The organism is Streptomyces sp. DH10 (assembly GCF_029813805.1).
GTDB classification, from domain to species: Bacteria; Actinomycetota; Actinomycetes; order Streptomycetales; family Streptomycetaceae; genus Streptomyces; species Streptomyces coeruleofuscus.
Map to the genome: position 1 here is coordinate 193273 of NZ_JARVKU010000013.1, position 24643 is coordinate 217915.

22 protein-coding genes and 1 pseudogene are annotated in these 24643 nt (G+C 71.8%); 19 read left to right on the plus strand and 4 right to left on the minus strand.

Features of this window, described 5'->3' with window-relative positions:
* Positions 1-12 precede the first annotated feature (12 nt).
* Together QC385_RS26220 and QC385_RS26225 are read left to right on the plus strand one after the other, a co-directional pair.
* Positions 13-765, plus strand: a complete 753-nt coding sequence (locus QC385_RS26220; RefSeq protein ID WP_279543813.1) for a M48 family metallopeptidase — start codon at positions 13-15, stop codon at positions 763-765.
* 62 nt (positions 766-827) lie between these two features.
* Positions 828-1172, plus strand: a pseudogene (locus QC385_RS26225) (aminomethyltransferase beta-barrel domain-containing protein); the annotation flags it as partial.
* 68 nt (positions 1173-1240) lie between these two features.
* On the opposite strand, the gene QC385_RS26230 reads toward QC385_RS26225, so the two are convergent.
* Positions 1241-2023, minus strand: a complete 783-nt coding sequence (locus QC385_RS26230) for an alpha/beta fold hydrolase (protein WP_279543814.1) — start codon at positions 2021-2023, stop codon at positions 1241-1243.
* A 61-nt stretch (positions 2024-2084) separates the two neighbouring features.
* Positions 2085-2408 (minus strand): DUF427 domain-containing protein, encoded by a 324-nt coding sequence (locus tag QC385_RS26235; protein WP_279543815.1) that lies wholly within the window; start codon positions 2406-2408, stop codon positions 2085-2087.
* Between the two features lie 81 nt (positions 2409-2489).
* On the opposite strand from QC385_RS26235, the gene QC385_RS26240 reads away from it, so the two are divergent.
* The 10 genes from QC385_RS26240 to gatB all read left to right on the plus strand — a co-directional run bounded on the left by QC385_RS26240 (position 2490) and on the right by gatB (position 14302).
* Positions 2490-3293 (plus strand): class I SAM-dependent methyltransferase, encoded by an 804-nt coding sequence (locus QC385_RS26240; protein WP_279543816.1) that lies wholly within the window; start codon positions 2490-2492, stop codon positions 3291-3293.
* Positions 3290-3829, plus strand: coding sequence for a TIGR00730 family Rossman fold protein (locus QC385_RS26245; protein WP_279543818.1), 540 nt, complete (start codon positions 3290-3292; stop codon positions 3827-3829). The genes QC385_RS26240 and QC385_RS26245 overlap by 4 nt, the downstream gene beginning before the upstream one ends.
* A 41-nt stretch (positions 3830-3870) precedes the next feature.
* Positions 3871-4569 carry an SDR family oxidoreductase gene (locus QC385_RS26250; RefSeq protein WP_279543820.1) on the plus strand — a complete coding sequence of 233 codons (699 nt, stop codon included), beginning with the start codon at positions 3871-3873 and terminating at the stop codon, positions 4567-4569.
* Positions 4570-4598: 29 nt separating this feature from the next.
* The gene (locus QC385_RS26255) at positions 4599-5606 is read left to right on the plus strand and encodes a methionine synthase (protein WP_279543821.1); all 1008 of its coding nucleotides are present in this window, start codon (positions 4599-4601) and stop codon (positions 5604-5606) included.
* A gap of 15 nt (positions 5607-5621) precedes the next feature.
* Positions 5622-7817 carry an NAD-dependent DNA ligase LigA gene (gene ligA / locus QC385_RS26260; protein WP_279543822.1) on the plus strand — a complete coding sequence of 732 codons (2196 nt, stop codon included), beginning with the start codon at positions 5622-5624 and terminating at the stop codon, positions 7815-7817.
* A 257-nt stretch (positions 7818-8074) separates the two neighbouring features.
* Positions 8075-10372: a putative bifunctional diguanylate cyclase/phosphodiesterase gene (locus QC385_RS26265; RefSeq protein WP_279543823.1), complete on the plus strand. Its 2298-nt coding sequence runs from the start codon at positions 8075-8077 to the stop codon at positions 10370-10372.
* A gap of 361 nt (positions 10373-10733) precedes the next feature.
* Positions 10734-11030, plus strand: a complete 297-nt coding sequence (gene gatC, locus QC385_RS26270) for an Asp-tRNA(Asn)/Glu-tRNA(Gln) amidotransferase subunit GatC (protein ID WP_004925108.1) — start codon at positions 10734-10736, stop codon at positions 11028-11030.
* 6 nt (positions 11031-11036) lie between these two features.
* Complete coding sequence (gene gatA / locus QC385_RS26275; RefSeq protein WP_279543824.1) at positions 11037-12536, plus strand: Asp-tRNA(Asn)/Glu-tRNA(Gln) amidotransferase subunit GatA; 1500 nt, start codon at positions 11037-11039, stop codon at positions 12534-12536.
* Entirely contained in the window at positions 12533-12772 is a 240-nt protein-coding gene (locus tag QC385_RS26280) for a hypothetical protein (RefSeq protein WP_086601598.1), read from the plus strand. The genes gatA and QC385_RS26280 overlap by 4 nt, the downstream gene beginning before the upstream one ends.
* 15 nt (positions 12773-12787) lie before the next feature.
* Positions 12788-14302: an Asp-tRNA(Asn)/Glu-tRNA(Gln) amidotransferase subunit GatB gene (gene gatB, locus QC385_RS26285; protein WP_279543825.1), complete on the plus strand. Its 1515-nt coding sequence runs from the start codon at positions 12788-12790 to the stop codon at positions 14300-14302.
* Positions 14303-14366: 64 nt separating this feature from the next.
* On the opposite strand, the gene QC385_RS26290 is transcribed toward gatB, so the two are convergent.
* A complete protein-coding gene (locus QC385_RS26290) occupies positions 14367-15170 on the minus strand; it encodes an SAM-dependent methyltransferase (RefSeq protein ID WP_279543826.1) in 804 nt (267 codons plus the stop codon).
* Positions 15171-15360: 190 nt separating this feature from the next.
* Here QC385_RS26290 and QC385_RS26295 point away from each other — a divergent pair, with 190 nt between their 5' ends.
* From QC385_RS26295 to QC385_RS26325, 7 genes are all read left to right on the plus strand, one after another.
* On the plus strand, positions 15361-15804 hold the full coding sequence (locus QC385_RS26295; protein ID WP_279543827.1) for a hypothetical protein: 444 nt from the start codon (positions 15361-15363) through the stop codon (positions 15802-15804).
* 158 nt (positions 15805-15962) lie between these two features.
* Positions 15963-18209 (plus strand): MMPL family transporter, encoded by a 2247-nt coding sequence (locus QC385_RS26300; protein ID WP_279543828.1) that lies wholly within the window; start codon positions 15963-15965, stop codon positions 18207-18209.
* On the plus strand, positions 18187-18762 hold the full coding sequence (locus QC385_RS26305) for a GNAT family N-acetyltransferase (protein WP_279543829.1): 576 nt from the start codon (positions 18187-18189) through the stop codon (positions 18760-18762). Before QC385_RS26300 ends, QC385_RS26305 begins: the two co-directional genes overlap by 23 nt.
* Before the next feature lie 35 nt (positions 18763-18797).
* Complete coding sequence (locus QC385_RS26310) at positions 18798-19328, plus strand: hypothetical protein (RefSeq protein ID WP_279543830.1); 531 nt, start codon at positions 18798-18800, stop codon at positions 19326-19328.
* Positions 19329-19526: 198 nt separating this feature from the next.
* The gene (locus QC385_RS26315) at positions 19527-19712 is read left to right on the plus strand and encodes a hypothetical protein (protein ID WP_279543831.1); all 186 of its coding nucleotides are present in this window, start codon (positions 19527-19529) and stop codon (positions 19710-19712) included.
* Positions 19713-19918: 206 nt separating this feature from the next.
* The gene (locus QC385_RS26320; RefSeq protein WP_279543879.1) at positions 19919-23005 is read left to right on the plus strand and encodes a helix-turn-helix transcriptional regulator; all 3087 of its coding nucleotides are present in this window, start codon (positions 19919-19921) and stop codon (positions 23003-23005) included.
* Positions 23006-23055: 50 nt separating this feature from the next.
* Positions 23056-23244 (plus strand): DUF6191 domain-containing protein, encoded by a 189-nt coding sequence (locus tag QC385_RS26325; RefSeq protein WP_279543832.1) that lies wholly within the window; start codon positions 23056-23058, stop codon positions 23242-23244.
* A 7-nt stretch (positions 23245-23251) separates the two neighbouring features.
* Here QC385_RS26325 and QC385_RS26330 read toward each other — a convergent pair whose 3' ends face one another.
* Complete coding sequence (locus tag QC385_RS26330) at positions 23252-24424, minus strand: PQQ-dependent sugar dehydrogenase (protein WP_279543833.1); 1173 nt, start codon at positions 24422-24424, stop codon at positions 23252-23254.
* Between the last annotated feature and the right edge of the window lie 219 nt (positions 24425-24643).

A 24643-nucleotide genomic window follows, 5' to 3' on the forward strand; every position in this document is an offset into this window, starting at 1 on the left:
TAGGAAGAGCGGGTGCGTACCGTCGTCGAACAGGCCATCGCCGATCTCCCCGTGCCCACGGGGTGGCGGTGGGATGTCGTCGTGCGGCCACGGCGCCGCACCCTCGGCATCGAGATCGCCGAGGACGGCCGGGTGCTCTTCGCGATTCCCGCAGGCGCAGATCCGAAAGAGATCGCTGACGCGGTGCGCGGCCGGATGCCGCGTCTCGCCGCCGAGGTCCGCCGCCGTCAGGACCTGCGGGCTGCCGAACCCGTCAGGGACCTGATCGGCGGCGAGGGCTTCGCCTACCTGGGCCGCCGGTACCGGCTCAAGCTCACTCCCGACGACGGCAGCAGTCACGTACGACTGCGACAGGGATGGCTGGAGCTGCCCCGATCGCGGTCGGCCGCCGCTGATGCGGGGCCCCTTGTTGAGTGGTACAGCAGCCGCGGGGAGCGCTGGCTCGCTGCCCGGCTGCAGCCGCTGGCGTCACTGGCCGGAGTGCGTGATCCGGCAGGCATCGAGGTTCGGGACCTCGGCCGTCGCTGGGGTGCCTGCTCTCCTGAGGGCGCGATCACCGTGCACTGGGCGGTGATACAGCTGCCGGTCGTCCTGGTGGACCTCGTCCTGATCCATGAGCTCTGCCACCTCAAGTACCCCGGCCACGGAGCGGCTTTCCGACGGGCCGTCCGGCTCGCGCTACCCGACGCAGACGTGCGCGAACGGCAGTTCGCGCAGGAGGAGCCGCGACTGTGGCGCGGAGCTGTCTCCTCGCCAAGGCACTAGCCGGCGCTCGGGCATCGATGCGGTCTGCACGGGAAGCTGCGGGCAACTGATCCTCAATGAGGGCGCCCGACGGCAAGCCGCGCTACGTCCTGGACATCTCCCCGGTCACCAACACGGTCACGGTCGGCCCGGCCGACGCGCTGGACGTCAGCGCCCTGACCGCGATCAAGCCGCGCTGGTGCGGCGTCGCCCCCACCGGCCCGGGCACCTACACGGCCCAGCTCCGCGCCCACGGCGGCGAGACCGAGGTCACCGCCGAGCTGGTCGACGGCAGGCTGGAGGTCTCGTTCGCGGAGCCGGTCCGCGGCGTCGCCCCCGGCCAGGCGATCGTCCTGTACGACGGCACACGCGTGGTGGGCTCCGCGACGATCGCGTCGACCAGGCGGGCGACGGCGGGCGTGGCCTGACCTCTCGGGCGTCCGGGGGCAGGCGGGTTCCACGCGCGCGTGCCCCCGCCCCTCCCGGCCCCGTGTGTTCAGCCCCGCGTGAAGAACTCCAGCAGCACCGGTGCCAGCACGTTCGGCTCCACCATGTGCGTCTGGCCCTGGAGCGTGCGGTACGACCCGTCGGGGACACAGTCCGCGATCGCCCGGGCCGCCTCCCGGAGCCAGGCCGGGCTCGCGTCGCCCGCGACCGCCAGGACGGGGACGCCGACCGACGCCAGCCGGTCCCTCGGCACCCGGCCGTCGCGCATGACGGCGTCGTCGTAGGCGAGGCTCGGGGCCATCGCCTCCATGGCGGCCCACATGGGGGACTGGCGGGCGCCCTGGATCACCCCTTCGGCCAGGCCGGTCAGCCGCAGGAACAGCTCGACCGCGTCCCCGCGCCGCCCCTCGCCGAGCGCCTCCGTCAGACGCCCGGTGTACTCCGCGCGCTCCCTGGCGCCCTCCTCGGACATCGCGAACGGTGTCTCGTAGACCGCGACGCGCCGCACCGGCAGGCCGCTCGCCGCCGCCTCCAGCGCCAGTGCCCCGCCCGACGAGATGCCGTACAGGAACGCCTCGCCGCCCACCGCCTCGATCACCGCCGCCAGGTCCTCGACCTCGCGCTCCACGGTGTACGGCGCCGTGTCCCCGCTGGCACCGCGACCCCGGCGGTCGTACACGACGGCCTGGAAACGCTCCGAGAGCGACACGGCGAGCGGCGCCAGCGTGCCGCCCGTCGACATCGCGCCGCTCACCAGGACGACCGCGGGGCCCCGGCCGGTGCTCTCGTAGGCGATACGGGTGCCGTCACGCGAAAGGATCTTCTTGTCCATGCCGATGCAGACTGCCGCACGGCACGGTGTTCATCGATGAGGCGGGCCGCGCGTCAGCCGATCACATCACTTCCACCTCGTAGAAGCACAGGTGGTCCTTGATCTCCGCGACGTCCGGCTTGGGCTCCGGATACGCCCAGACGAGGTCCTCGGCGTCCGGCAGCGACCAGTAGGAGGCGGTGCCCTTGAACGGGCAGTACGTGCGCGTGCCGGACGCTGTCAGCAGGTCGAGGCGCACGTCCTCGGCCGGGATGTAGTAGCGCTCGGGGCAGCCCGTCTCGCGCAGGACCAGCGGCCGGTCGCTCTCCGCCAGGACCTGCCCGGCGTGCACCACGCGCACGGGCCGGTCACTCTTCTCGATGGTGATGCGATGCCCGGTGGTCACGATCGCCCTCCTTGGGTAGCCGACTCCTCCGATACAGCGCAGGCTGAAGCGGAGTTCTTCCCTCGCCGCAGGAGGCCACCCATGCGAGCCACAGAACCGGCCAGGAACCGCAGCGCCCTGGCCCACCAGGTCCGGTACGCCCTGCGCCACCCGGAGCGCGTGCCCGCGCACGCCCGGCGCGCGGTGCGGGACGCCTGGCTGCGGCTGCGGTACCGCGACCACATCGCCTACTACCGCGCCGTGATGGCCTCCGACGCGTCGCGCAGCGCGGAGGCGGCGGTGGGGCACAACCCCTCACGCGAGGCGTGGGAGCGGATCGGGCGCATGCAGTTCGACTACCTCGTCGGACACGGCCTCCAGCCGCACCACCGCATGCTGGAGATCGGCTGCGGCAACCTGCGCGCCGGGCGCCTGTTCATCGACTACCTCGACGCCGGGCACTACTACGGCATCGACATCTCGCCGCACATCCTGCTCGCCGCCCAGGACACCCTCGTGGCCGGGAAACTCCAGCCCAAGCTGCCCTACCTGGCGCTCGCCGACGATCTCACCTTCGCCTTCCTGCCCGACGCGCACTTCGACGTCGTCCACGCGCACAGCGTCTTCTCGCACTCGCCGCTGCACGTCATCGAGGAGTGCTTCGCCCACGTCGGCCGGATCCTCGCGCCCGGCGGGTTCTTCGACTTCACCTTCGACCGCACCGACGGCGAGGAGCACCAGGTGCTGCACGAGGACTTCTACTACCGGACGGCGACGCTTACCGGACTCGCCGCCAAGTACGGCCTGGACGCCCGGTTCATGGACGACTGGGAACAACTCCCGCACCGGCAGTCCAAAATGCGGCTCGCCATGACGCCGGACCGGGCCCGTACGGTGGGCCCATGAACATCTGTGTCTTCCTGTCCGCCGCCGATCTCGACGAGCGCTACACCCGTCCCGCGCGGGAGTTCGCCAAGCTGCTGGCCAAGGGCGGCCACACCCTCGTGTGGGGCGGTTCCGACGTCGGCCTCATGAAGGTCGTCGCCGACGGGGTGCAGGAGGCGGGCGGCCGGCTCGTCGGCGTCTCCGTGCGGTTCCTCTCCGCCAAGGCCCGCCCCGGTGTCGACGAGATGGTCGTCGCCCGCGACCTCGCCGAGCGCAAGAGGCTGCTCCTGGAGAAGGCCGACGCCGTGGTGATCATGGTCGGCGGCACCGGCACGCTCGACGAGGCGACGGAGATCCTGGAACTGAAGAAGCACGGCCACACGGACAAGCCCGTGGTCCTGCTCAACACCGCGGGCTTCTACGACGGCCTGAAGGAACAGTTCCGCCGCATGGAGGACGAGGGCTTCCTGCCCCGCCCGCTCACCGACCTGGTGTTCTTCGCGGAGGAGCCGGTGGGGGCGATGGCGTACCTGGAGGAGAGCCGGGGCCTGGCCTGACGCCGGGCCGGCGCCCTGCGTGATCCTCGCGTGATGCGAGCATGGCGGACATGGCTACTCATGTGATCACCGGAGCCGGCTCCGGCATCGGCGCCGCCGTGGCCCGCCGTCTGCACGCGCGCGGGGACGACCTCGTCCTGCACGCGCGCGACGCGGGCCGCGCGAAGGAACTGGCGGCCGAGTTCCCCGGGGCGAAGACCCTGGTCGGCGACCTGGCCGACCCCGACAAGCTCTCCTGGGCCTTCTCCCACCAGTCGCTGCCCGACCGCGTGGACTCGCTGCTGCACATCGCCGGGGTCGTCGACCTCGGCCCGGTCGGCGAGCTCACCCCGAAGACCTGGCGCCACCAGCTCAACGTCAACCTCGTCGCCCCGGCCGAGCTGACCCGCCACTTCCTGCCCCAGCTGCGCGCCGCCCGGGGCCACGTGGTCTTCGTGAACTCCGGCGCCGGCCTGAACGCCCACGCCGGCTGGTCCGCGTACGCCGCCTCCAAGCACGGCCTGAAGGCCCTCGCCGACTCCCTCCGCCACGAGGAGCACGGCAATGGCGTCCGCGTCACCTCGGTCTACCCCGGCCGCACTGCCAGTCCCATGCAGGCCAAGGTCCACCAGCAGGAGGGCAAGGAGTACGACGCGTCGAAGTGGATCGACCCCGAGTCGGTCGCCACGACGATCCTGATGGCCCTGGACCTGCCGAGGGACGCCGAGGTCAACGACCTCACGGTACGACCGGGGAACTGACCGGCCGGACCGCTGCGTAGGCTGCTGCGGTGAGCGAAAACAGCCAGTTCAGGTTCGGTGCCGCCACCGGTGTCGGCTCCATGCCCGGGGGCGACGCCCGGGAAGCCGTCAAAACGGCCACCGGAACCTTCGAGGACTTTCCCTTCCTGCCCGAACTGCCCGCCCGCGGACCCGGCGCGGACATGATCGGCCGGACCGCAGGCATGCTCGTCGAGCTGTACGCGCGCGTGGAGCCCAGCGGCTGGCGGCTCGGCGACCGCCCGGGACGGGACACCAAACGGGCCCGCTCCTGGCTCCGCGAGGACCTCGACACGCTGGAGGAATTCACGCAGGAGTATGCCGGGCAGCTGAAAGTCCAGGTCGTGGGGCCCTGGACCCTCGCCGCCAACCTGGAGCTGCGCAACGGCGAGGCCGCCCTCTCCGACCCCGGAGCCTGCCGCGACCTCGCCGCCTCCCTCGCCGAGGGACTCCGTCTGCACCTCGCCGAGGTCCAGCGGCGGGTCCCCGGCGCGCAGCTCGTCCTCCAGCTCGACGAGCCGTCCCTCACCGCCGTCCTGCGCGGCCAGGTGAAGACCGCCAGCGGCTACCGCACCCACCGCGCCCCCGACCGGCAGGTCGTCGAGGCCACCCTCCGCGACCTCGTCGCGGTGCACGCGGGCGGCCCGGTCGTCGTCCACTCCTGCGCACCTGACGTCCCGTTCGCCCTGCTGCGCCGGGCGGGTGCGGCGGCCGTCTCGTTCGACTTCTCCCTGCTCACCGAGCGTGACGACGAGGTGATCGGCGAGGCGGTGGAGGGCGGCACCCGGCTCTTCACCGGTGTCGTGCCGTCCGCGGAGGGCCCATTGTCAGACCCTGCCGGTAGCGTCATGGGTGTCAGGACGTTGTGGCGCAGGCTGGGGCTGTCACCGGGGCTTCTCACGGAGGCGGTCACGCTCACGCCGGCGTGCGGACTCGCGGGGGCTTCCCCGGGATACGCGCGCGCGGCTCTCGCCCACTGCGCCCGGGCGGCGAGATCCCTCGCGGACAACCCAGAGTAACGGGAGGACGACACGGTGGCCGGCGACAAGCAAGCGGAGACGACGACGGTGCCCGCCGAGGCACGGGAGAAGCACGCGCGCCTCGCGGAGCAGATCGAAGAGCACCGCTTCCGCTACTACGTGAAGGACGCTCCCGTCGTCAGCGACGCGGAGTTCGACCAGCTGCTGCGTTCCCTGGAGGCACTGGAGGAGGAGTTCCCGGAGCTGCGCACCCCGGACTCGCCGACCCAGAAGGTCGCCGGTTCGTACGAGACGGAGTTCACGTCGGTCCAGCACCGCCAGCGCATGCTCTCCCTCGACAACACCTTCAACGACGAGGCGATGGCCGCCTGGACGGAGCGCATCGCCAGGGAACTGGGCGAGCAGGACTACCACTTCCTGTGCGAGCTCAAGGTCGACGGCCTCGCCGTGAACCTCACCTACGAGCACGGCCGCCTCACCCGCGCCGCCACCCGCGGCGACGGCCGCACCGGCGAGGACATCACGCCCAACGTGCGCACGATCGCGGAGATCCCCGAGCGCCTCAAGGGCGACTCCGTCCCCGACCTCGTGGAGATCCGCGGCGAGGTCTACTTCCCGATGGAGAAGTTCCAGGAGCTCAACGCCCGCCTCGTCGAGGCCGGTGACAAGCCCTTCGCCAACCCGCGCAACGCGGCGGCCGGTTCACTGCGCCAGAAGGACCCGCGCGTCACGGCCACCCGCCCGCTGCACATGGTGGTCCACGGCATCGGCGCCCTGGAGGGCTTCACCGGCCTGACCCGCCTCTCCCAGGCCTACGACCTGCTGAAGACCTGGGGTCTGCCCACCTCCCGGCACAACAAGGTGGTCGACGGCCTCGACGGCGTACGGGAGTTCATCGCCTACTTCGGCGAGAACCGCCACTCCGTGGAGCACGAGATCGACGGCGTGGTCGTCAAGCTCGACGAGATCCCGCTCCAGGGCCGCCTCGGCTCCACCTCGCGCGCCCCGCGCTGGGCGATCGCGTACAAGTACGCGCCGGAGGAGGTCAACACCAAGCTCGTCAACATCCGCGTGGGCGTGGGCCGTACGGGCCGGGTCACGCCGTACGCCCAGGTCGAGCCGGTCACGGTCGCGGGCTCCGAGGTCGAGTTCGCCACGCTGCACAACCAGGACGTGGTCAAGGCCAAGGGCGTCCTCATCGGTGACACGGTGGTGCTGCGCAAGGCCGGTGACGTCATCCCGGAGATCCTCGGACCGGTCGCCGACCTGCGTGACGGCAGCGAGCGCGAGTTCGTGATGCCGGCCGAGTGCCCCGAGTGCGGGACGGCCCTCAGGCCGATGAAGGAGGGCGACGTCGACCTGCGCTGCCCGAACGCCCGCACCTGCCCGGCCCAGTTGCGCGAGCGCCTGTTCTACCTCGCGGGCCGCAAGGCGCTGGACATCGAGCACTTCGGCTACGTCGCCGCCGCCGCGCTCACCAAGCCACTGGAGCCCGAGGACCCGCCGCTGGTGGACGAGGGCGACCTGTTCGACCTCACCGTCGAACAGCTGCTGCCCATCAAGGCGTACGTCCTCGACCCGGACAGCGGTCTGCCCAAGCGCGACCCGAAGACCGGCGAGGAGAAGGTCGCCACGATCTTCGCCAACCAGGAGGGCCAGCCCCGCAAGAACGCGCTCGCCATGCTGGAGAACATCGCTGCGGCCAAGCAGCGTCCCCTCGCCCGGATCATCACCAGCCTGTCGATCCGTCACGTCGGACCGGTCGCCGCCGAGGCGCTGGCCCGCGAGTTCCGCTCGATCGAGCGCATCGACCAGGCCACGGAGGAGGAGCTGGCGGTCACCGAGGGGGTCGGCCCGACCATCGCCGCCTCCCTCAAGCAGTGGTTCGCCGAGGACTGGCACCGCGAGATCATCCGAAAGTGGAAGGCCGCCGGCGTCCGCATGGAGGAGGAGAGCACCGGCGAGGACGAAGGGCCGCGCCCGCTCGAAGGGCTCACGGTCGTCGTCACGGGCACGCTCGAACACTTCACACGGGACGGCGCCAAGGAGGCCTTGCAGAGCCGCGGAGCGAAGGTGACCGGCTCGGTTTCGAAGAAGACGTCATTCGTCGTCGTGGGTGACAGTCCTGGATCGAAGTACGACAAGGCGATGCAGCTGAAGGTCCCGGTCCTGAACGAGGAGGGTTTCGGGGTCCTGCTGGAGCAAGGACCGGACGCGGCGGCGGAAGTCGCCCTTTCGGCCGAGGAGTAGCGGTTGAAGGCCACCCGTTCGGCGCATACCAGATGCATACGGGTGGCCGGGGCGCATTCGGGCAACCGTCGGCGACCGCCGCCCGTGGAAGCCTTCTGCGGCCTACTGTTGAGATGTGCGCCTGCCGTGCCCAGCTGCGGTCAGGGCATCTTCGTGCTCGCGGAGCACGGGGAAGGGTTTTCCAACGCGGGCCGCCCAAGGGTTGTCGGGCACCGGGCCGCGGGGCGTGGGCACCGCCGGCTGTGAGAGGGACGGGAATGGAACCGACCGAGAGCGCCGTGCCGGGCTCACGGCTGCGCCTGAGCCGCATGGCGGTCGTATGGCGTGCAGTCCGTGGGACGGGTCGGCCTGCGGGGCGTCCGGGCGCGCAAGTGCGCGCCGTCGGACAGTACACCGCGGACGGGCGCGCCTCCGGGGGGCGCGCCGCGGCGGACGGCCGCGGCGCAGCACAGCCGGTCACCGACCACACATCCCGCCTCACCGGCGAGGACGCGGACACGGAACGGCACCTGTCCTGGCCCGCGCTGCCCGCGGCGGTCGTGGCGGCGGCCGGGTTCGTCCTGGGCGCCGGCTTCTACCGCGCCTTCACCGGCGGCCACGCGCTCTTTCCCTCCGGCACGGCCGGCTGGGCGCTGGCCGTGCTGACCGGCATCATCGTCGGCCACCTCGTCATGCTGGGCCGCTCCCGCTGGTGGGGCGGCACCGGCTCGGGCGCCGCCCTCACGCTCGCCGTGCTGCTGCTGTACGGCTGGGTACCGGCCGGCATGGTCAGCCTCACGGTCGTCGTGCTGGTCGGCATAGCCCGCCGCAACCGCTGGCGCCAGGGCATCCTGCACGGGGCGGTCGACCTCCTCGGCATCGGTGCCGGCGCCCTGGTGCTGGGCGTCTTCGGATCCGTACCGTCCGTCGAGTCCCCCTCGGATCCGGACAGTTGGACGCTCTACACCGCGCCCGAGGTGGTCCTGGTCGCCGTCTCGTACCTGGCGGTCACCCGCGTCCTGCTCTGGTACCTGCACGCTCCGCGCCCCGGCCTGCCCACCGTCGCCCGCACCGCCCTGGTCAGACAGGGCCTGGTCGCCATCGCGCTGCTGGGGATCGCGCCGCTGGTCTGCGTGGTGGCCGTGGCCAAGCCGATCCTGCTGCCGCTGTTCTCCATCCCCCTCATCGCCCTGGACTCCACCCTCTGGATAGCGCGGGCCCGGGCCGAGGAGCAGCTGCGCGACCCGCTGACCGGGCTGCCCAACCGCCAGTGGCTGCTGGAGCGCATCTGGACCGCGCTGGACGACGCCGAGCGGATCGACGCGCGCGCCGCCCTGATGCTGATCGACCTCGACCGTTTCCGGTCGGTCAACGACACGCTCGGTCATCTGGCCGGTGACCGGCTGCTCCTCCAGATCGCCGACCGGCTGCGGGTGGCGCTGCCGCGCGGGGCGGAGGCCGCCCGGCTCGGCGGGGACGAGTTCGCCGTCTTACTGCCGGTCGCCGACTCCACGACGTCCGCGACGAGGGTGGCCCGCAACCTGGTCGCCGCGCTCAGCTCCCCGCTCGACCTCGACGGCCTCACCCTCGTCCTGGAGGCCAGCGCCGGGGTCGCCGTCTTCCCCGACCACGCCCTCGACGCCGAAGGGCTGCTGCGGCGCGCGGACGTGGCGATGTACCAGGCGAAGCGGGACCGTACGGGCGTGGAGGTCTACGAGTCCAAGCGTGACTCGAACACCCCTGACCGGCTCGGTCTGCTGGGAGACCTCCGCCGGGCGCTGGACGCCCACGAGGTCGAGCTGCACTACCAGCCCAAGGTCCGCTTCGACGGACAGGTCGCGGGTCTGGAGGCCCTGGTCCGCTGGGTGCACCCCGAGCGGGGCAAGGTCCCGCCGGACGAGTTCATAGCGATCGCCGAGTCCTCGGGCCTGATGCCCCACCTCACCGAGTACGTCCTGGAGACCGCGCTCGCCCAGGTCGCGCGGTGGCGGGCCCAGGGGCTCTTCGTCCCGGTCGCGGTCAACGTCTCCCCGCGTGACGTCCACACCCCCGGCTTCGCCGGCTCCGTCGCCGCGCGGCTGGCCCGGCACGGCGTCCCGGCGGGAGCGCTCCAACTGGAGATCACGGAACACGTCCTGCTGGAGGACCCGGGGCGCGCCGCCGACACGCTCAACGCACTGACGGGGCACGGCGTGAAGATGTCCCTGGACGACTTCGGCACGGGCTACTCGTCGCTGGTGCACCTGCGCAAGCTCCCGGTCAGCGAACTGAAGATCGACCGTTCCTTCGTCGCCCGGCTCGCCGTCGACAACGAGGACGCGGAGATCGTGCGCTGCACGGTCGACCTCGCGCACTCCCTCGGTCTGCTCGTCGTCGCCGAGGGTGTCGAGGACGACGAGACCTGGGAGCGCCTGCGCGACCTCGGCTGCGATGCCGTCCAGGGCTGGCTGGTCGCCGCCGCGATGCCCCCCGAGGAGACCACGGCCTGGCTCCGCGCCCGGGGCTCCCGCGGCTGGCAGCGCCCCCGGGCCGCCCTCCCGGCGGCGACGGCGGACGACTCGGGCCGCATCGCCTAGGGGTGTCCGCAAAGTCCCGCCTGCCTCGCGACGCCCGGCACGCTCCCCCACTGCCTCAAGGGCGTGGGAGGTGCCCCCACTCGCCGCACCGGACGAACACCCGCGTACAACCAGTACGCGGGCGTCCGCCCGGCACTCTCCCAGCCTTCGGCCAGGGGACCCCCCCCAGAGCACGCACCGGACGCCGCGAGGCCCGCGCTCCGGGCGGACGACGGGACTTTGCGGACACCCCTAGACCGGGAGCCCGAAGCGCCCCGGCGGGGCCAGGCAGCGGGCGCAGGGCAAACCGTTTCACTGGCACAGCCGCCCGCCCCATAGGATTGGCCCCAAACCACTCACACTCACCCCAGAGGATCGCTGCATGCCTGGCATCACGCGCGAGGAGGTCGCCCACCTCGCCCGGCTGGCGCGTCTGGAGCTGAAGCCCGAAGAGCTCGACCACTTCGCGGGACAGCTGGACGACATCATCGGCGCGGTGGCCCGCGTCAGCGAGGTCGCCGACCAAGACGTACCGCCGACCTCGCACCCGCTCCCGCTGACGAACGTCATGCGCCCGGACGAGGTCCGTCCCTCGCTCACCCCCGAGCAGGCGCTCTCCGGAGCCCCTGCCCAGGAGCAGCAGCGTTTCAAGGTGCCGCAGATCCTGGGGGAGGAGTAACCCGCCATGACGGACAGCCCCATCATCAAGCTCACGGCCGCCGAGACCGCCGCGAAGATCGCCTCCGGCGAACTCACGGCCGTCGAGGTCACCGAGGCCCACCTGGCCCGGATCGAGGCCGTCGACGAGAAGGTGCACGCCTTCCTGCACGTCGACCGCGAGGGCGCGCTCGCCCAGGCCCGTGCCGTCGACGAGAAGCGGGCCAAGGGGGAGAAGCTCGGTCCGCTGGCCGGCGTTCCCCTGGCGCTCAAGGACATCTTCACCACCGAGGGGGTTCCGACCACCGTCGGTTCGAAGATCCTCGAAGGCTGGATCCCGCCGTACGACGCGACCGTCACCAAGCGGCTCAAGGCCGCCGACGTGGTGATCCTCGGCAAGACCAACATGGACGAGTTCGCCATGGGGTCCTCCACCGAGAACAGCGCCTACGGGCCGACCGGCAACCCCTGGGACCTGACCAAGATCCCCGGTGGCTCGGGCGGCGGTTCGTCCGCCGCGCTCGCCTCCTACCAGGCCCCGCTCGCCATCGGCACCGACACCGGCGGCTCCATCCGCCAGCCCGCCGCCGTCACCGGCACGGTCGGCGTGAAGCCGACCTACGGCGGGGTGTCGCGGTACGGCATGGTCGCCTTCTCCTCCTCCCTCGACCAGGGCGGCCCCTGCGCCCGCACGGTCCTGGACGCGGCCCTGCTGCACGAGGTGATCGCCGGCCACGACCCGATGGACTCCACCTCGATCGACGCCCCGGTCCCGCCGGTCGTCGAGGCCGCCCGCAACGGCAGCGTCGAGGGCATGCGCGTCGGCGTCGTCAAGCAGTTCCGCGGCGAGGGCTACCAGGCCGGTGTCATCCAGCGGTTCGACGAGTCCGTCACGCTGCTGAAGGAACTCGGCGCCGAGATCGTCGAGCTGGACTGCCCGTCCTTCGACCTGGCGCTGTCGGCGTACTACCTGATCGCGCCGTCCGAGTGCTCCTCCAACCTCGCCCGCTTCGACGGCCTGCGCTACGGCCTGCGCGCCGGCGACGACGGCACGCACTCCGCCGAGGAGGTCACCTCCCTGACCCGCGAGGCCGGCTTCGGCCCCGAGGTCAAGCGCCGCATCATGCTCGGCACGTACGCGCTCAGCTCCGGCTACTACGACGCGTACTACGGCAGCGCCCAGAAGGTCCGCACGCTCATCAAGCAGGACTTCGACAAGGCGTTCGAGCAGGTCGACGTGATCGTCTCCCCGACGACCCCGACCACCGCGTTCCCGATCGGCGAGCGTGCCGACGACCCGATGGCGATGTACCTCGCCGACCTGTGCACCATCCCGACCAACCTGGCGGGCAACGCGGCCATGTCGCTGCCGTGCGGCCTCGCCCCGGAGGACAACCTCCCGGTCGGACTGCAGATCATCGCCCCGGTCATGAAGGACGACCGCCTCTACAAGGTCGGCGCCGCCGTCGAGGCCGCCTTCGTGGAAAAGTGGGGCCACCCGCTGATCGAGGAGGCTCCGTCGCTGTGAGCGCACTGTCCAAGGCCAAGGGCTTCAAGAGCTCCAAGTCCGGTCTGTACATCTCGATGGCCACGTCGGCCTTCGGCGCCGTGGGTGTCTACAAGCAGATCAAGAAGGCCCGCGGAGACAACGACACGCTGCGGCTGCTCGACGCCGTCGTGACCGGTGCCGCGGTCGTCACCAACCTGGCCATTCTCTACCGCGAGCTGAAGCGGCTGGGCGACGACGACGTCCTGCTGGGCTGAGAGGGAAGTTTCACCGTGACCACCACGACAGACCTGGTGTCGTACGAGGAAGCACTCGCCTCGTACGACCCCGTCATGGGCCTCGAGGTCCATGTCGAACTCGGCACCAAGACCAAGATGTTCTGCGGCTGTTCGACCGCCCTCGGGCAGGACTCCAACGCGCAGACCTGTCCCGTCTGCCTCGGCCTGCCCGGCGCGCTCCCGGTCGTCAACGCGACCGGCGTCGAGTCCGCGATCAAGATCGGCCTCGCGCTGAACTGCGAGATCGCCGAATGGTGCCGTTTCGCCCGGAAGAACTACTTCTATCCGGACATGCCGAAGAACTTCCAGACCTCCCAGTACGACGAGCCGATCGCCTTCAACGGCTACCTCGACGTGCAGCTGGAGGACGGCGAGACCTTCCGCGTGGAGATCGAGCGCGCCCACATGGAGGAGGACACCGGCAAGTCCACGCACGTGGGCGGCGCGACGGGCCGTATCCACGGCGCCTCGCACTCGCTCCTGGACTACAACCGCGCCGGCATCCCGCTCATCGAGATCGTCACCAAGCCGATCGAGGGTGCGGGCGAGCGCGCCCCCGAGGTGGCGAAGGCGTACGTCCGTGAGCTGCGCGAGGTCATCAGGGCGCTCGGCGTCTCCGAGGCCCGCATGGAGATGGGCCAGATGCGCTGCGACGTGAACCTGTCGCTGCGCCCGAACGGCACCGAGAAGTTCGGCACGCGGTCCGAGACGAAGAACGTCAACTCGCTGCGGTCCGTGGAGCGCGCGGCCCGCTTCGAGATCCAGCGGCACGCGGCCGTGCTGAGCGGCGGCGGGACGATCGTCCAGGAGACCCGGCACTTCCACGAGGACACGGGGTCGACGACCTCGGGCCGTGTGAAGGAGGAGGCCGAGGACTACCGGTACTTCCCGGAGCCCGACCTCGTCCCGGTGGCCCCGTCCCGCGAGTGGGTCGAGGAGATCCGGGCCGGGCTGCCGGAGCTGCCGCTGGTCCGCCGCAACCGGCTGCGCGAGGAGTGGGGCGTCTCGGCCACCGACATGCAGGCGATCCTCAACGCCGGTGCGCTGGAGCCCATCGTCGCCACCATCGAGGCCGGGGCCGACGCCGCCTCCGCCCGCAAGTGGTGGATGGGCGAGCTGGCCCGCAGCGCCAACGAGTCGGGCAAGGCGCTCGACGAGCTGGCGATCACGCCGCAGCAGGTCGCCCGCGTCACCGAGCTGGTCGCGAAGGGTGACCTGAACGACAAGCTGGCCCGTCAGGTCATCGAAGGCGTCCTCGCGGGCGAAGGCACCCCGGACGAGGTCGTCGACAAGCGCGGTTTGAAGGTCGTCTCCGACGAGGGCGCGCTCACCGCCGCCGTCGACGAGGCCATCGCCGGCAACCCGGCCATCGCGGACAAGATCCGCGGCGGCAAGGTGGCGGCGGCCGGCGCGCTGGTCGGCGCGGTCATGAAGGCGACCCGGGGGCAGGCCGACGCGGCCCGCGTCAAGGAGCTGATCCTTCAGAAGCTGGGCGTCAGCGAGGGCTGAGCCCTTCCGCGGACCCGGCAGAGGGGGGATGCGCCGAACCCGGTGCATCCCCCCTCTCGGTCATCTACGGGCGACGCCCCACGACCCGGACGAAGCCCAGCGTGCGGCCCTGGTCGAGGCGCAGCATCTCGGCGCACTGTCCGGCCATCCGGACGTGCCACTCGTCCATGTGCTCCTCGGCCACGACCTCGCACCACCGCAGCCAGTCGCGCCAGCCGTCCTGAAGCCAGTCGGCCGTCTCGACCTCCACGGCCCCGCTGCGGGTCCACTGGCGCCGCCACCAGGCGGCCGAGTGGAAGCACCAGAAATCCGGCTCCCAGTACGGCTTGAGGTGCTCCGGCGGCTCGACGCCGTCGATCTCCTCGCGCAGCGCCGGTACGACGACCCCGACCCGCCCGCCCGGCTTCAGCAGCCGGGTCAGCCGGGGCAGATACAGGTCGTCGGTGCCGAAGTACTGGTACGCGTCGATGGAGACGATCGCGTCGAAGCCGCCCTCGCCGAACGGCAGGTCGTGCGCCTCGGCGTAGACGGGCAGGACGCGGTCCGCGACGCCGGCCTCGGCGATACGGGCCGCGTTCTCACCGGGCTTGACCCACAGGTCGGCGGCGGTGACCTGGACGTCGTACTCCTTGGCGAGGAAGACCGACGTCATGGCGCGGCCGCAGCCCAGGTCGAGTACGCGGGAGCCGGGGCTCAGGGTGTCGAGCCCCAGGGCCGGGGCCAGCCACTCCAGCAGCCACAGCGCGTGCGGGCCCATCTGGTTCTCGATGGTCCAGCGGGCGTCGTAGCGGTTGCTGCGCGGGTAGCGGGGGTGGCTGACGCGGTCAGTGAGGGGGTCGTTCGAGGTCCGGGAAGTGATGTCCGGCATCGGTGAACGGGCTCCTTGAGTCCTTGAGGAAGAAAGGGGATGCGTCGGAGCTCGGTCGGACCGTCAAACAATGCACCTGCTTCGGCCGGGCGGCGGGGTGCCGCGGGCGTACCTCGGACCAGCGGACGCTAACAGCCGGTCCGTCGGCCCCGCACTCGGGTTTCCCATCCGACGCGCTACCGTCTCGGCCATGAGTGGACGCGCTGATTCCGACACCGATCCTGAGATAACGGACCCGGGGGCAGCCGCCGCGCAGGACACCGAGCCGGATGCCGTGCCGGACGACGAGCCGATCGACGCCGACGAGCCGGTCGACGCCGACGAGCCGGACGGCACCGATGAGCCGGACGACGATGCCGGGCCGGACGACGAAGCCGAGGATGCGGTGGAAGACGCGCGGCGGGCCCGCTGGACGGCCGCCGGTACCGGCACCGTTCTGGCCCTGGCGGGTCTGGCCGCGGCACTGCTGCGCCTCACCCGCTCCGCACCCGCACTCGTCCCGGCGGCGTACGCCGGCGGAGCGGCCGTCTGTGCGGGCGCCGCCGTCCTGGGCTCCCGGGGCCGCACCCGGCGGGCGCTGTGGCTGCTGATCGCGGGCGCGATGGTGATGGCGCTGGGAGACCAGTTCGACTGACACCTTCCGCTGTGAATAAGCCCACGAAACCGACAAATGATCTCGTAGGGCTGTAAGAGTGATCCCGCATTGCTCATGCGTTCTTTGCGGGCTGTTCAGTTCATGGACGACTGCTCCCGATCAAAGATCCACAAAAAGTCACCCTGGGAGCACGTTTCGTGGCAGCCCTCGCACGCTGGTGTGTCCGACGCCGTCTGGTCACCGTTCTGCTCTGGCTCCTCGCCTTCGCGGGGGTGGTCGCGGGCGCCGCGGCCGCCGGATCCGCGTACTCGAACGACTACCAGGTCCCCGGCACCGAGTCGGGCCGCGCCACCCAGCTGCTGCACGAGGGCTTCCCGCGGCTCGGCGGCGACAGCGACACCGTCGTCTGGCACACCACGTCCGGCAGCGTCCGCGCCGCCGACGTCGAGCAGACGATGACCCGCGCCCTGGAACGCGTCGAGAACCTGCCCGGCGTGGCGTCCGTGACCAGCCCCTACGACGGGCCGGGCACGGGACGCGTCAGCCCGGACGGCCGTACGGCGTACGCCACGGTCACCTTCGACGACCAGGCACAGGACGTCAGCCGGTCCGAGGCGCAGGCCGTCGTCGACACCGCGAAGAGCGCGGAGACCGACGGGCTCCAGGTGGAGCTGGGCGGCAGCGCCGTCGCGCTCACCGAGTCCTCCGGCGGGCACGTCGCCGAGGTCGTCGGGGTGGTCGTCGCCGCGGTCGTGCTGTTCCTCGCCTTCGGCTCGCTCGCCGCGTCACTGCTGCCGATCGCCACCGCCCTGGTCGGCGTCGGCACCGCCTACGCCGGGATCGTGCTGCTCGGGCACGTGATGACCGTCGCCGACTTCGCGCCCATGCTCGGCATGCTGATCGGGCTCGGCGTCGGCATCGACTACGCGCTGTTCATCGTGACGAGACACCGGCGCGGACTGAAACGCGGGCTGTCCGTCACGGAGGCGGCCACCAACGCCGTCGCGACCACGGGCCGGGCGGTCGTCTTCGCGGGTGCCACCGTTTGCATCGCCCTGCTCGGGATGCTGATCCTGCGGCTGAGCTTCCTCAACGGCGTCGCCATCGCCGCCAGCCTGACCGTGATCCTCACCGTCGCGGCCTCCGTGACGCTGCTGCCCGCGCTGCTGTCCCTCATCGGCATGCGGGCGCTCAGCCGCCGCGAGCGCCGCCGCCTGGCGGAGCACGGGCCCGAGCCCGAGCTGCCCACGGGCTTCGCCGCCCGCTGGTCGGCGTTCGTGGAGCGCCACCCCAAGGTGCTCGGAGCGGTCGCGCTGGTGGTCATGGCCGTCCTCGCGCTGCCCACCTTCTCCCTGCACCTGGGCACCTCCGACCAGGGCAACGACCCGAAGACGTCCACCACCCGCCAGGCCTACGACCTCCTCGCCGACAGCTTCGGCCCCGGCGTCAACGGCCCGCTCACCCTCGTCACGAAGGTCGACGGAGCCGACGACAAGCTCGCCCTGGACAACCTCGACGGCACGCTCCGGGTCACCGAGGGCGTCGCCTCGGTGACCCCGGTGACGTTCGGCTCCGGCGGCCACACCGCGTACCTGACCGTCGTACCGGAGTCCTCGCCGCAGTCGAAGCAGACCAGCGACCTCGTCGACCGGCTGCGCGGCGAGGTGCTGCCCCGCGCCGAGGCGGGCACCTCGCTCGACACGCAGGTCGGCGGCATGACGGCCGGTTACGACGACTTCGCCGACGTCATCGTCTCCAAGCTGCCCGTCTTCATCGGGGTCGTGATCGGCCTGGGCTGTCTGCTGCTCCTGCTCGCCTTCCGGTCGATCGGCATCCCGCTGAAGGCCGCCGCGATGAACGTCGCCGCCGTCGCCTCCGCCTTCGGGGTGGTCGTCGCGATGTTCCAGTGGGGCTGGGGCAGCGAACTGCTCGGCCTCGGCAGCGCGGGGCCCATCGAGCCCTTCCTGCCCGTGATCATGGTGTCGGTGCTCTTCGGCCTGTCCATGGACTACCAGGTGTTCCTGGTGAGCCGGATGTACGAGGAGTGGCTGGAGACCGGCGACAACCGGCGTGCCGTCCGGGTCGGCCTCGCCGAGACCAGCCGGGTGATCAACTCGGCAGCGGTGATCATGATCTCCGTCTTCCTCGCCTTCGTCCTCAGCGGCGACCGTGTGATCGCCATGTTCGGCATCGCCCTGGCCGCCGCCGTCGCCCTGGACGCCTTCGTCCTGCGGACGCTCCTCGTCCCCGCGCTCATGCACATGCTCGGCGGCGCCAACTGGTGGCTGCCCCGCTGGCTCGACAAGCGCCTGCCGCGGATCAGCATCGAACCGCCCGAGGCCCGGGCCGCCCATGAGAGGCTGGCCGCCGCGACGGACGCCGAGGTGGCGGACGTCCTGGCGGAGGAGGAGCGGCAGCGGGATGTACGCGATATCCCTGGGTGACGACGGCGCGGAACTGCGGCCCCTGGAGCCCTGGCACGCGGAGGAGTTCTTCGCGCACCTGGAGCGTGGCAGGGAGTTCATCGGGCGGTTCATCAACTTCGGGTCGCAGGAGACGGACGTGGAGTCCGCGCGGGCCCTGCTCCAGCGGTACGCCGAGATGCGCGCCGCCGACACCCGCTCGCTGCACGGGCTGTGGCTGAACGGCAAGCTCGTGGGCGGCGTGCTGTTCCTGAACTTCGACGCCGCGAGCGGCAACTGCGAGGTCGGCTGCTGGCTGGAGCCCGCCGGGACCGGGCGTGGTCTGGTCACCCGGGCCATGCGCGTCCTCATCGACTGGGCGGTCGAGGAGCGCGGCATTCACCGGATCGAGTGGGTCGCCGCCTCCGGCAACCAGCCGAGCCTGAACGTGGCCCGGCGCCTCGGCATGACCCGCGACGGTGTGCGTCGCGAGGCCCACCCCTATGGTGGCGTACGGCACGACCTCGAAGTCTGGTCGGTGCTGGCACCCGAGTGGCGCGCGGAACGCGCGCGGGCCGCTCACGACGATCATTAAGAGACTTCTCAGACAGCGACCCTACGGTGCGAGACATGGCAACGAACGCAGTGGACGAGACCGAGGCCACCGAGGCCACGACCGACGAGAAGGCGGTGGACACCACCAAGTCCGACGAGGTGACCAAGACCGAGGTCCCGGCCGAGGCCGCCGAGACCAAGGAGGAGGGACCCTTCGGCGTCGGCCAGGGCGCTGCCGCCGTGGTCTCCGCGGCGCTGGGCGTCGTCTCGCTCACCGGCAGCTGGCTCGGCACGGTGGCCGCCGCACGCCAGAACCTCATCGGTCAGCTGGAGACGGCGCAGAACGCGGACGTGGCCAAGCAGATCCAGGCGGTCTACGGCGACGCCTGGCAGACCACGGCCCTGTGGGGCGGCTTCTTCGCGCTGGTCGCGCTGGTCGTCGGCGTCGTGACGCTCGCCCGGCCGGCGTTCGGCACGCCCGGCAGGATCCAGGCCCCCTGGATCAAGTCGGTCGCCTGGGCGGGTGTCGCGCTCGGCGTGATCGGCCTGTTCCTGGCCGTCCTCAAGTACACCGGCATCCTGCTCGGACTGCCGTCGGCGAGCTGAGTCACCGCTGGTCCTGAGGGGTCTTAGGGAATCCGTGAGCACCTTACGGAGGCCCTGAGGCCCCTCAGCCGTGTCTAAGGCCCCGACCGCCCCCGAAGATGCGGAACTCTCCCGATGTGGCAGCCCCGCCTGGGAGACGAAGGTGGAGGCATCGCAGAAAGCGAAGCCCCCGCACCCGACTCCCACGAAGGACACACCATGTACGAGTACGAGTTCCAGCAGCTGCGCACCACCGACCTCATCCGCCGCGCCGACCACGAGCGCCAGGTCCGCGAGGCCGCCCGTGCCCGCCGCGCCGGCCGCCGCGAAACCGCGGAAAGCTCCGCCGAGCACGAGAGCCATAGCCGCCGCTTCCGCAGGCCACGGTCCGCCCGGACGGCGTGAACACGGGGCCGGGCCGGGCCGGCGGCGCGACCGTCCGTACGGCAGCGGCTGTCGATGTGGCGGCCGTCCGTACGGCAGCGGCTGTCGACGTGGCGGCCATCGGTACGGCAGTGGCTGTCGGTGTGGCGGCCGTCCGTCCGGGAGCGGCCGCCGGTGCCGTGGCCCGCGGTGGCAAAACCGGTGCCGTGCCGCCGGACCCGCGTGCGATGCTCGGGTCCGTGGAGACCAGGTCCGTCAGCCCCGTGTTCGTCGGCCGGGCCGCCGAGTTGAGCATGCTCGACGAGGTGCTCGCCGGTGCCGCCGCGGGCGACCCGCAGGCGTTGCTCATCGGCGGCGAGGCCGGAGTCGGCAAGACCCGCCTCGTCGAGGAGTTCGCCGGCGCGGCCCGCAGGCGGGGCGCGGTCGTCGCCCTCGGCGGCTGCGTCGAGATCGGCGCCGACGGGCTGCCGTTCGCGCCGTTCTCCACCGCCCTGCGCGCCCTGCGCCGCGAGCTGCCCGGAGAGCTCGCCGCCGCGGCCGCCGGGCAGGAGGAGGAACTGGCCCGGCTGCTCCCCGAGATCGGCACGGCCGCGGCCCGTGAGGCGGCCCGGCACGACGAGGACGGCATGGCCCGCCTCTTCGAGCTCACCGCACGCCTGCTGGAGCGCGTCACCGCCGAGCACACCGTCGTCCTCGCCCTGGAGGACCTGCACTGGTCCGACGCCTCCACCCGGCACCTGCTCACCTACCTCTTGCGCACCCTGCGCACCGGCCGCCTAGTCGTCCTCGCCACCTACCGCTCCGACGACATCCACCGCCGTCACCCGCTCAGGCCCCTGCTCGCCGAACTCGACCGGCTCCGCACCATCCGCCGCCTCGAACTCGCCCGCTTCAACCGCGAGGAGGTGTGCCGCCAGGTCGCCGGCATCCTCGCCCAGGAACCCGACCCGGACCAGATCGACGCGATCTTCGAACGCTCCGACGGCAACGCCTTCTTCGTCGAGGAACTCGCCGTCGCCGCCCAGGAGGGCTGCCGCACGGGCCTGACCGACTCCCTGCGCGACCTGCTGCTCGTCCGGGTGGAAGGGCTGCCGGAGACCGCACAGCAGGTCGCCCGGATCGTCGCCGAGGGCGGCTCCACCGTCGAGTACCGGCTGCTGGCGTCCGTCGCCCGGCTCACCGAGGACGACCTCATCGAGGCGCTGCGGGCCGCCGTGAACGCCGGCATCCTCACCCCCGCGCCCGCCGGCGACGGCTACCGCTTCCGCCACTCCCTGGTCCGCGAGGCCGTCAGCGACGACCTGCTCCCGGGCGAACGCTCCCGCCTCAACCGCCGCTACGCCGAAGCCCTGGAGACCGACCCCACCCTCGTCCCCGCCGACCAGCGCGCGACCCGCCTGGCCAGCTACTGGTACCACGCCCACGACGCGGCCAAGGCCCTGCCCGCCGTCCTCGACGCCTCCGTCGAGGCCCGCGACCGCCACGCCTACGCGGAGCAACTCCGGCTGCTCGAACGGGCGATGGAACTGTGGGACACCGCCCCCGAAGCCGTACGCCGGACGCTGCGCCCCGTCGACTACGCCGAGGCCTACCTTCCCCCACTGCCCGAACGGCGTGAGGGGACCTCCGCCGGCGGCGACCCGGAGGCCCGCGCCCTGCGCCACCTCGACCTGCTGGCCGAGGCGGCAGTCGCCGGACGGCTCTGCGGGGAGCGCGAACGCGCCCTGAAGATCACCAAGCGGGCGCTGCGCCTCCTGGAAGAGGAGGACGATCCCCTGCGCGCCGCCTGGTTCTGGATCCAGCGCTCCCGGCTGGTGCAGCGGCTCGCCCGCGGTGACGGCTGGAAGGAGATCGCCACCGCGCAGGAACTGGTCCGCGGTCTGCCGCCGTCCGAGGTGCACGCCGAGGTGCTCGCCACGGTCGCCCACTGGTCGATGCTCCACCAGCCGGGCCCGCAGGCACTGACGGCCGCCGAGCGGGCGGTGGAGTACGCGCGCATGGTGGGCGCCGAGGACATCGAGGCCAACGCCCGGCTCACCCTCGGCGCGCTCATGATCGACGCCGGGCAGATCGAGGCCGGGCTGGCCCATATGTACGACGTCAGGGACGAGGTCGAGGCCCGGGGGCTCGCGGCCGTCGTGGGCCGCAGCCATGTGAATCTGCCCTCCGCCCTGGAGGGCATCGGACGCTCCGGGGATTCCGTGGACGTCCTTCACGAGGGCCTGCGCCTCACCGGCAGGATGGGCCTGCGGGACTCCGAGGGCTGGATCTGGGGCAACCTCGCCGAGTCGCTCATCTCCCTGGGCCGCTGGGACGAGGCGGCCGAGGCGGCCGTCAACGCCCAGCGGCACGGGCAGACGGCAGCGCCGTACGGGTCCGGGGCCAACAGCCTGGCGTTCCTCGCGCTCGCCCGCGGCCGGGTGCCCGAGGCGGCCCGTCATCTCGCCGAGGGCCGCGCCTCCTACGGCCCGCACGACCCCATGCCGCAGCACGACCTCCCGATCTCCTGCCTCACCGTCGCCGTCGCCGTCGCCGAGGGCCGCCTCCCCGACGCCCGCGCCGAACTGGCCCGCACCCTGGAGTCCGGCTTCCCGCCCGGCACCCAGCGCTACGCCTGGCCGCTGCTGCTCGAGGCCGCCACGGCCGAGGCCGACGCACGGGCGCTGCCGACCGCACGGGACGGCCGTGCGGAGGTCCTGGGGAGCATCTTCGAAGCCGCCAAACGCCTCACCACCAACGCCCCCGTCTGGCTCGCCCACGAGAAGTGGGTCCGCGCCGAACTCCACCGCGCCGAGAGCCGGAGCACCCCGGACCTCTGGTCGGAGGTGGTCACCGCCTTCGAACCCCTGGAGCGGCCCTACGACCTCGCCCGCGTCCGGTACCGCCTGGCCGAGTCACTGCTGACGGGCGGCGGCGAGACCGACGAGCGCGACCGTGCCACGGAACTGCTCCGCCTCGTCCATACCGTCGCCCGCCACCTCGGTGCCCGGCCGCTCGCCGACGCCGCCACGGCTCTCGCCCAGCGCGCCCGCCTGCCGCTCACGCCCGCCGCGGAACCGGCCCCCGCCCCCGCGGACCCCGCCGAGGCCCTGGGCCTCACCAGCAGGGAACGGGATGTGCTGCGCCTGGTCGCCGCCGGCCACACCAACCGCCGGATAGCCGAGGAACTGTTCATCTCCCCGAAGACCGCGAGCGTCCACGTCTCCAACATCCTGGCGAAACTCGGCGTCTCGGGGCGCGGTGAGGCGGCGGCGGTGGCGCACCGGCTGGAACTGTTCACGGCCGAATCCATCACGCCCGGCCCCGCGAGCTGAGGTATACGCTGTAAAGGACGTCGGGGGAGACGCGGCCCAGGGAGGCTCCGTTGTTCAACATGTTCGAGGAACTGTTCTCACCGGGCCGCAAACACACCCGCGACGAGCAGAACCGCCTGGAACTGACCCGCGAGGACGTCGGGGACGGAGATCCCGGACGCGGGCCGATAGACCTGTCGTCCGGGAAGGTCGTCGTACACCCGCCGCAGGAGCCGGAGGCCGAAGACCCCGAGGAGTGAGCCGGGGCTACGTCACCCGCAGTTCCAGGATCCGGTCGTCGCCGTCATCCGGGCTGCCCCGGCCGTCCGTGTTGCTGGTCACGAGCCACAGGCGGTCGCCGCCCGCCGGGACCACAGTGCGCAGCCGGCCGTACTCGTCGTCCAGGAAGGCCTGCGGCTCGGCCGATGCCTCCGTGCCGTTCAGCGGGATGCGCCACAGCCGCTTGCCGCGCAGGCCGGCCATCCAGACCGACCCCTCGGCGTAGGCGATGCCGCTGGGCGAGGCCTCGGCCGTGGTCCACTGGTCGATCGGGTTGTGGAACCCGGAGTCGCCGGACCGGCCTTCCGCCTCCGGCCAGCCGTAGTTGTCGCCCGGCTTGATCGCGTTGAGCTCGTCCCAGGTGTCCTGGCCGAACTCCGAGGCGAACAGGCGCTGCTTGCCGTCCCAGGCGAGGCCCTGCACATTGCGGTGGCCGTACGAGTACACGGGGGAATCGGGGAAGGGGTTGCCCGGTGCCGGTTCGCCCTCCGGGGTCAGGCGCAGGATCTTGCCGCCCAGGGACTCCTTGTCCTGGGACAGGCCCGTGTCTCCGCTCTCGCCCGTGCCGACGTACAGCATCTTGTCCGGGCCGAACTCGATCCGGCCGCCGTTGTGGACGAAGCCCTTGGGGATGCCCCTGAAGACCGTGTCGGGAGCGCCGAGTTGCTCGCCGGAGGGCTTTTTCTCGTCGTACAGCATGCGGACGATGCGGTTGTCGGAGGCCGAGGTGAAGTACGCGTAGACCATGTGGTCCGAGGCGTAGTCGGGGGACAGGGCGATGCCGAGCAGGCCGCCCTCGCCGGCGGCCGATACGCCCGGCACCTCGCCCAGCTCGGTCTTCTTTCCGGTCTTCTCGTCGACCCGGACGATCGTCCCGTCGTCCCGGGAGGAGACGAGCAGGCCGCCGCCGGGAAGCGGGGCGAGGCCCCAGGGGGAGTCCAGGCCCTCGGCGATGGTGCGGACCACCTTCACCGAGCCCTTGGCGGGCGGCGCCTCCTCGGCGGCCTGCCCCGCCGGTGCGGACGACTCCGGTGCCGTACGGCTCGGGGAGGCGCTCCCGTCCGTGCCGGACGATCCTCCGCCGTCGGAGGAACAGCCGGCCGTCAGCAGGAGCGCGGCGGCGGCCAGCACGGCCGGCACGGCTCGACGTTGCACGATCATGGTCCCTTCGAGCGGCGGCGGGTTCTACCTGTCATACACCTCCCGAGCCTCCGAAGTTCCCGATCACCCAACCCGGTCCATGAACGCGGGCACCCTCAGGGCTTTTGCCCGGATCCCTCCGGGGGGCGGGGCATCCCCCCGGCAGGATCGCCGTAGCCCGGCGGGGCAAGTCCTCTTCGGCAGCGCGGAGACCGCCGGTGGCCGAACCGCCGCGTGTGA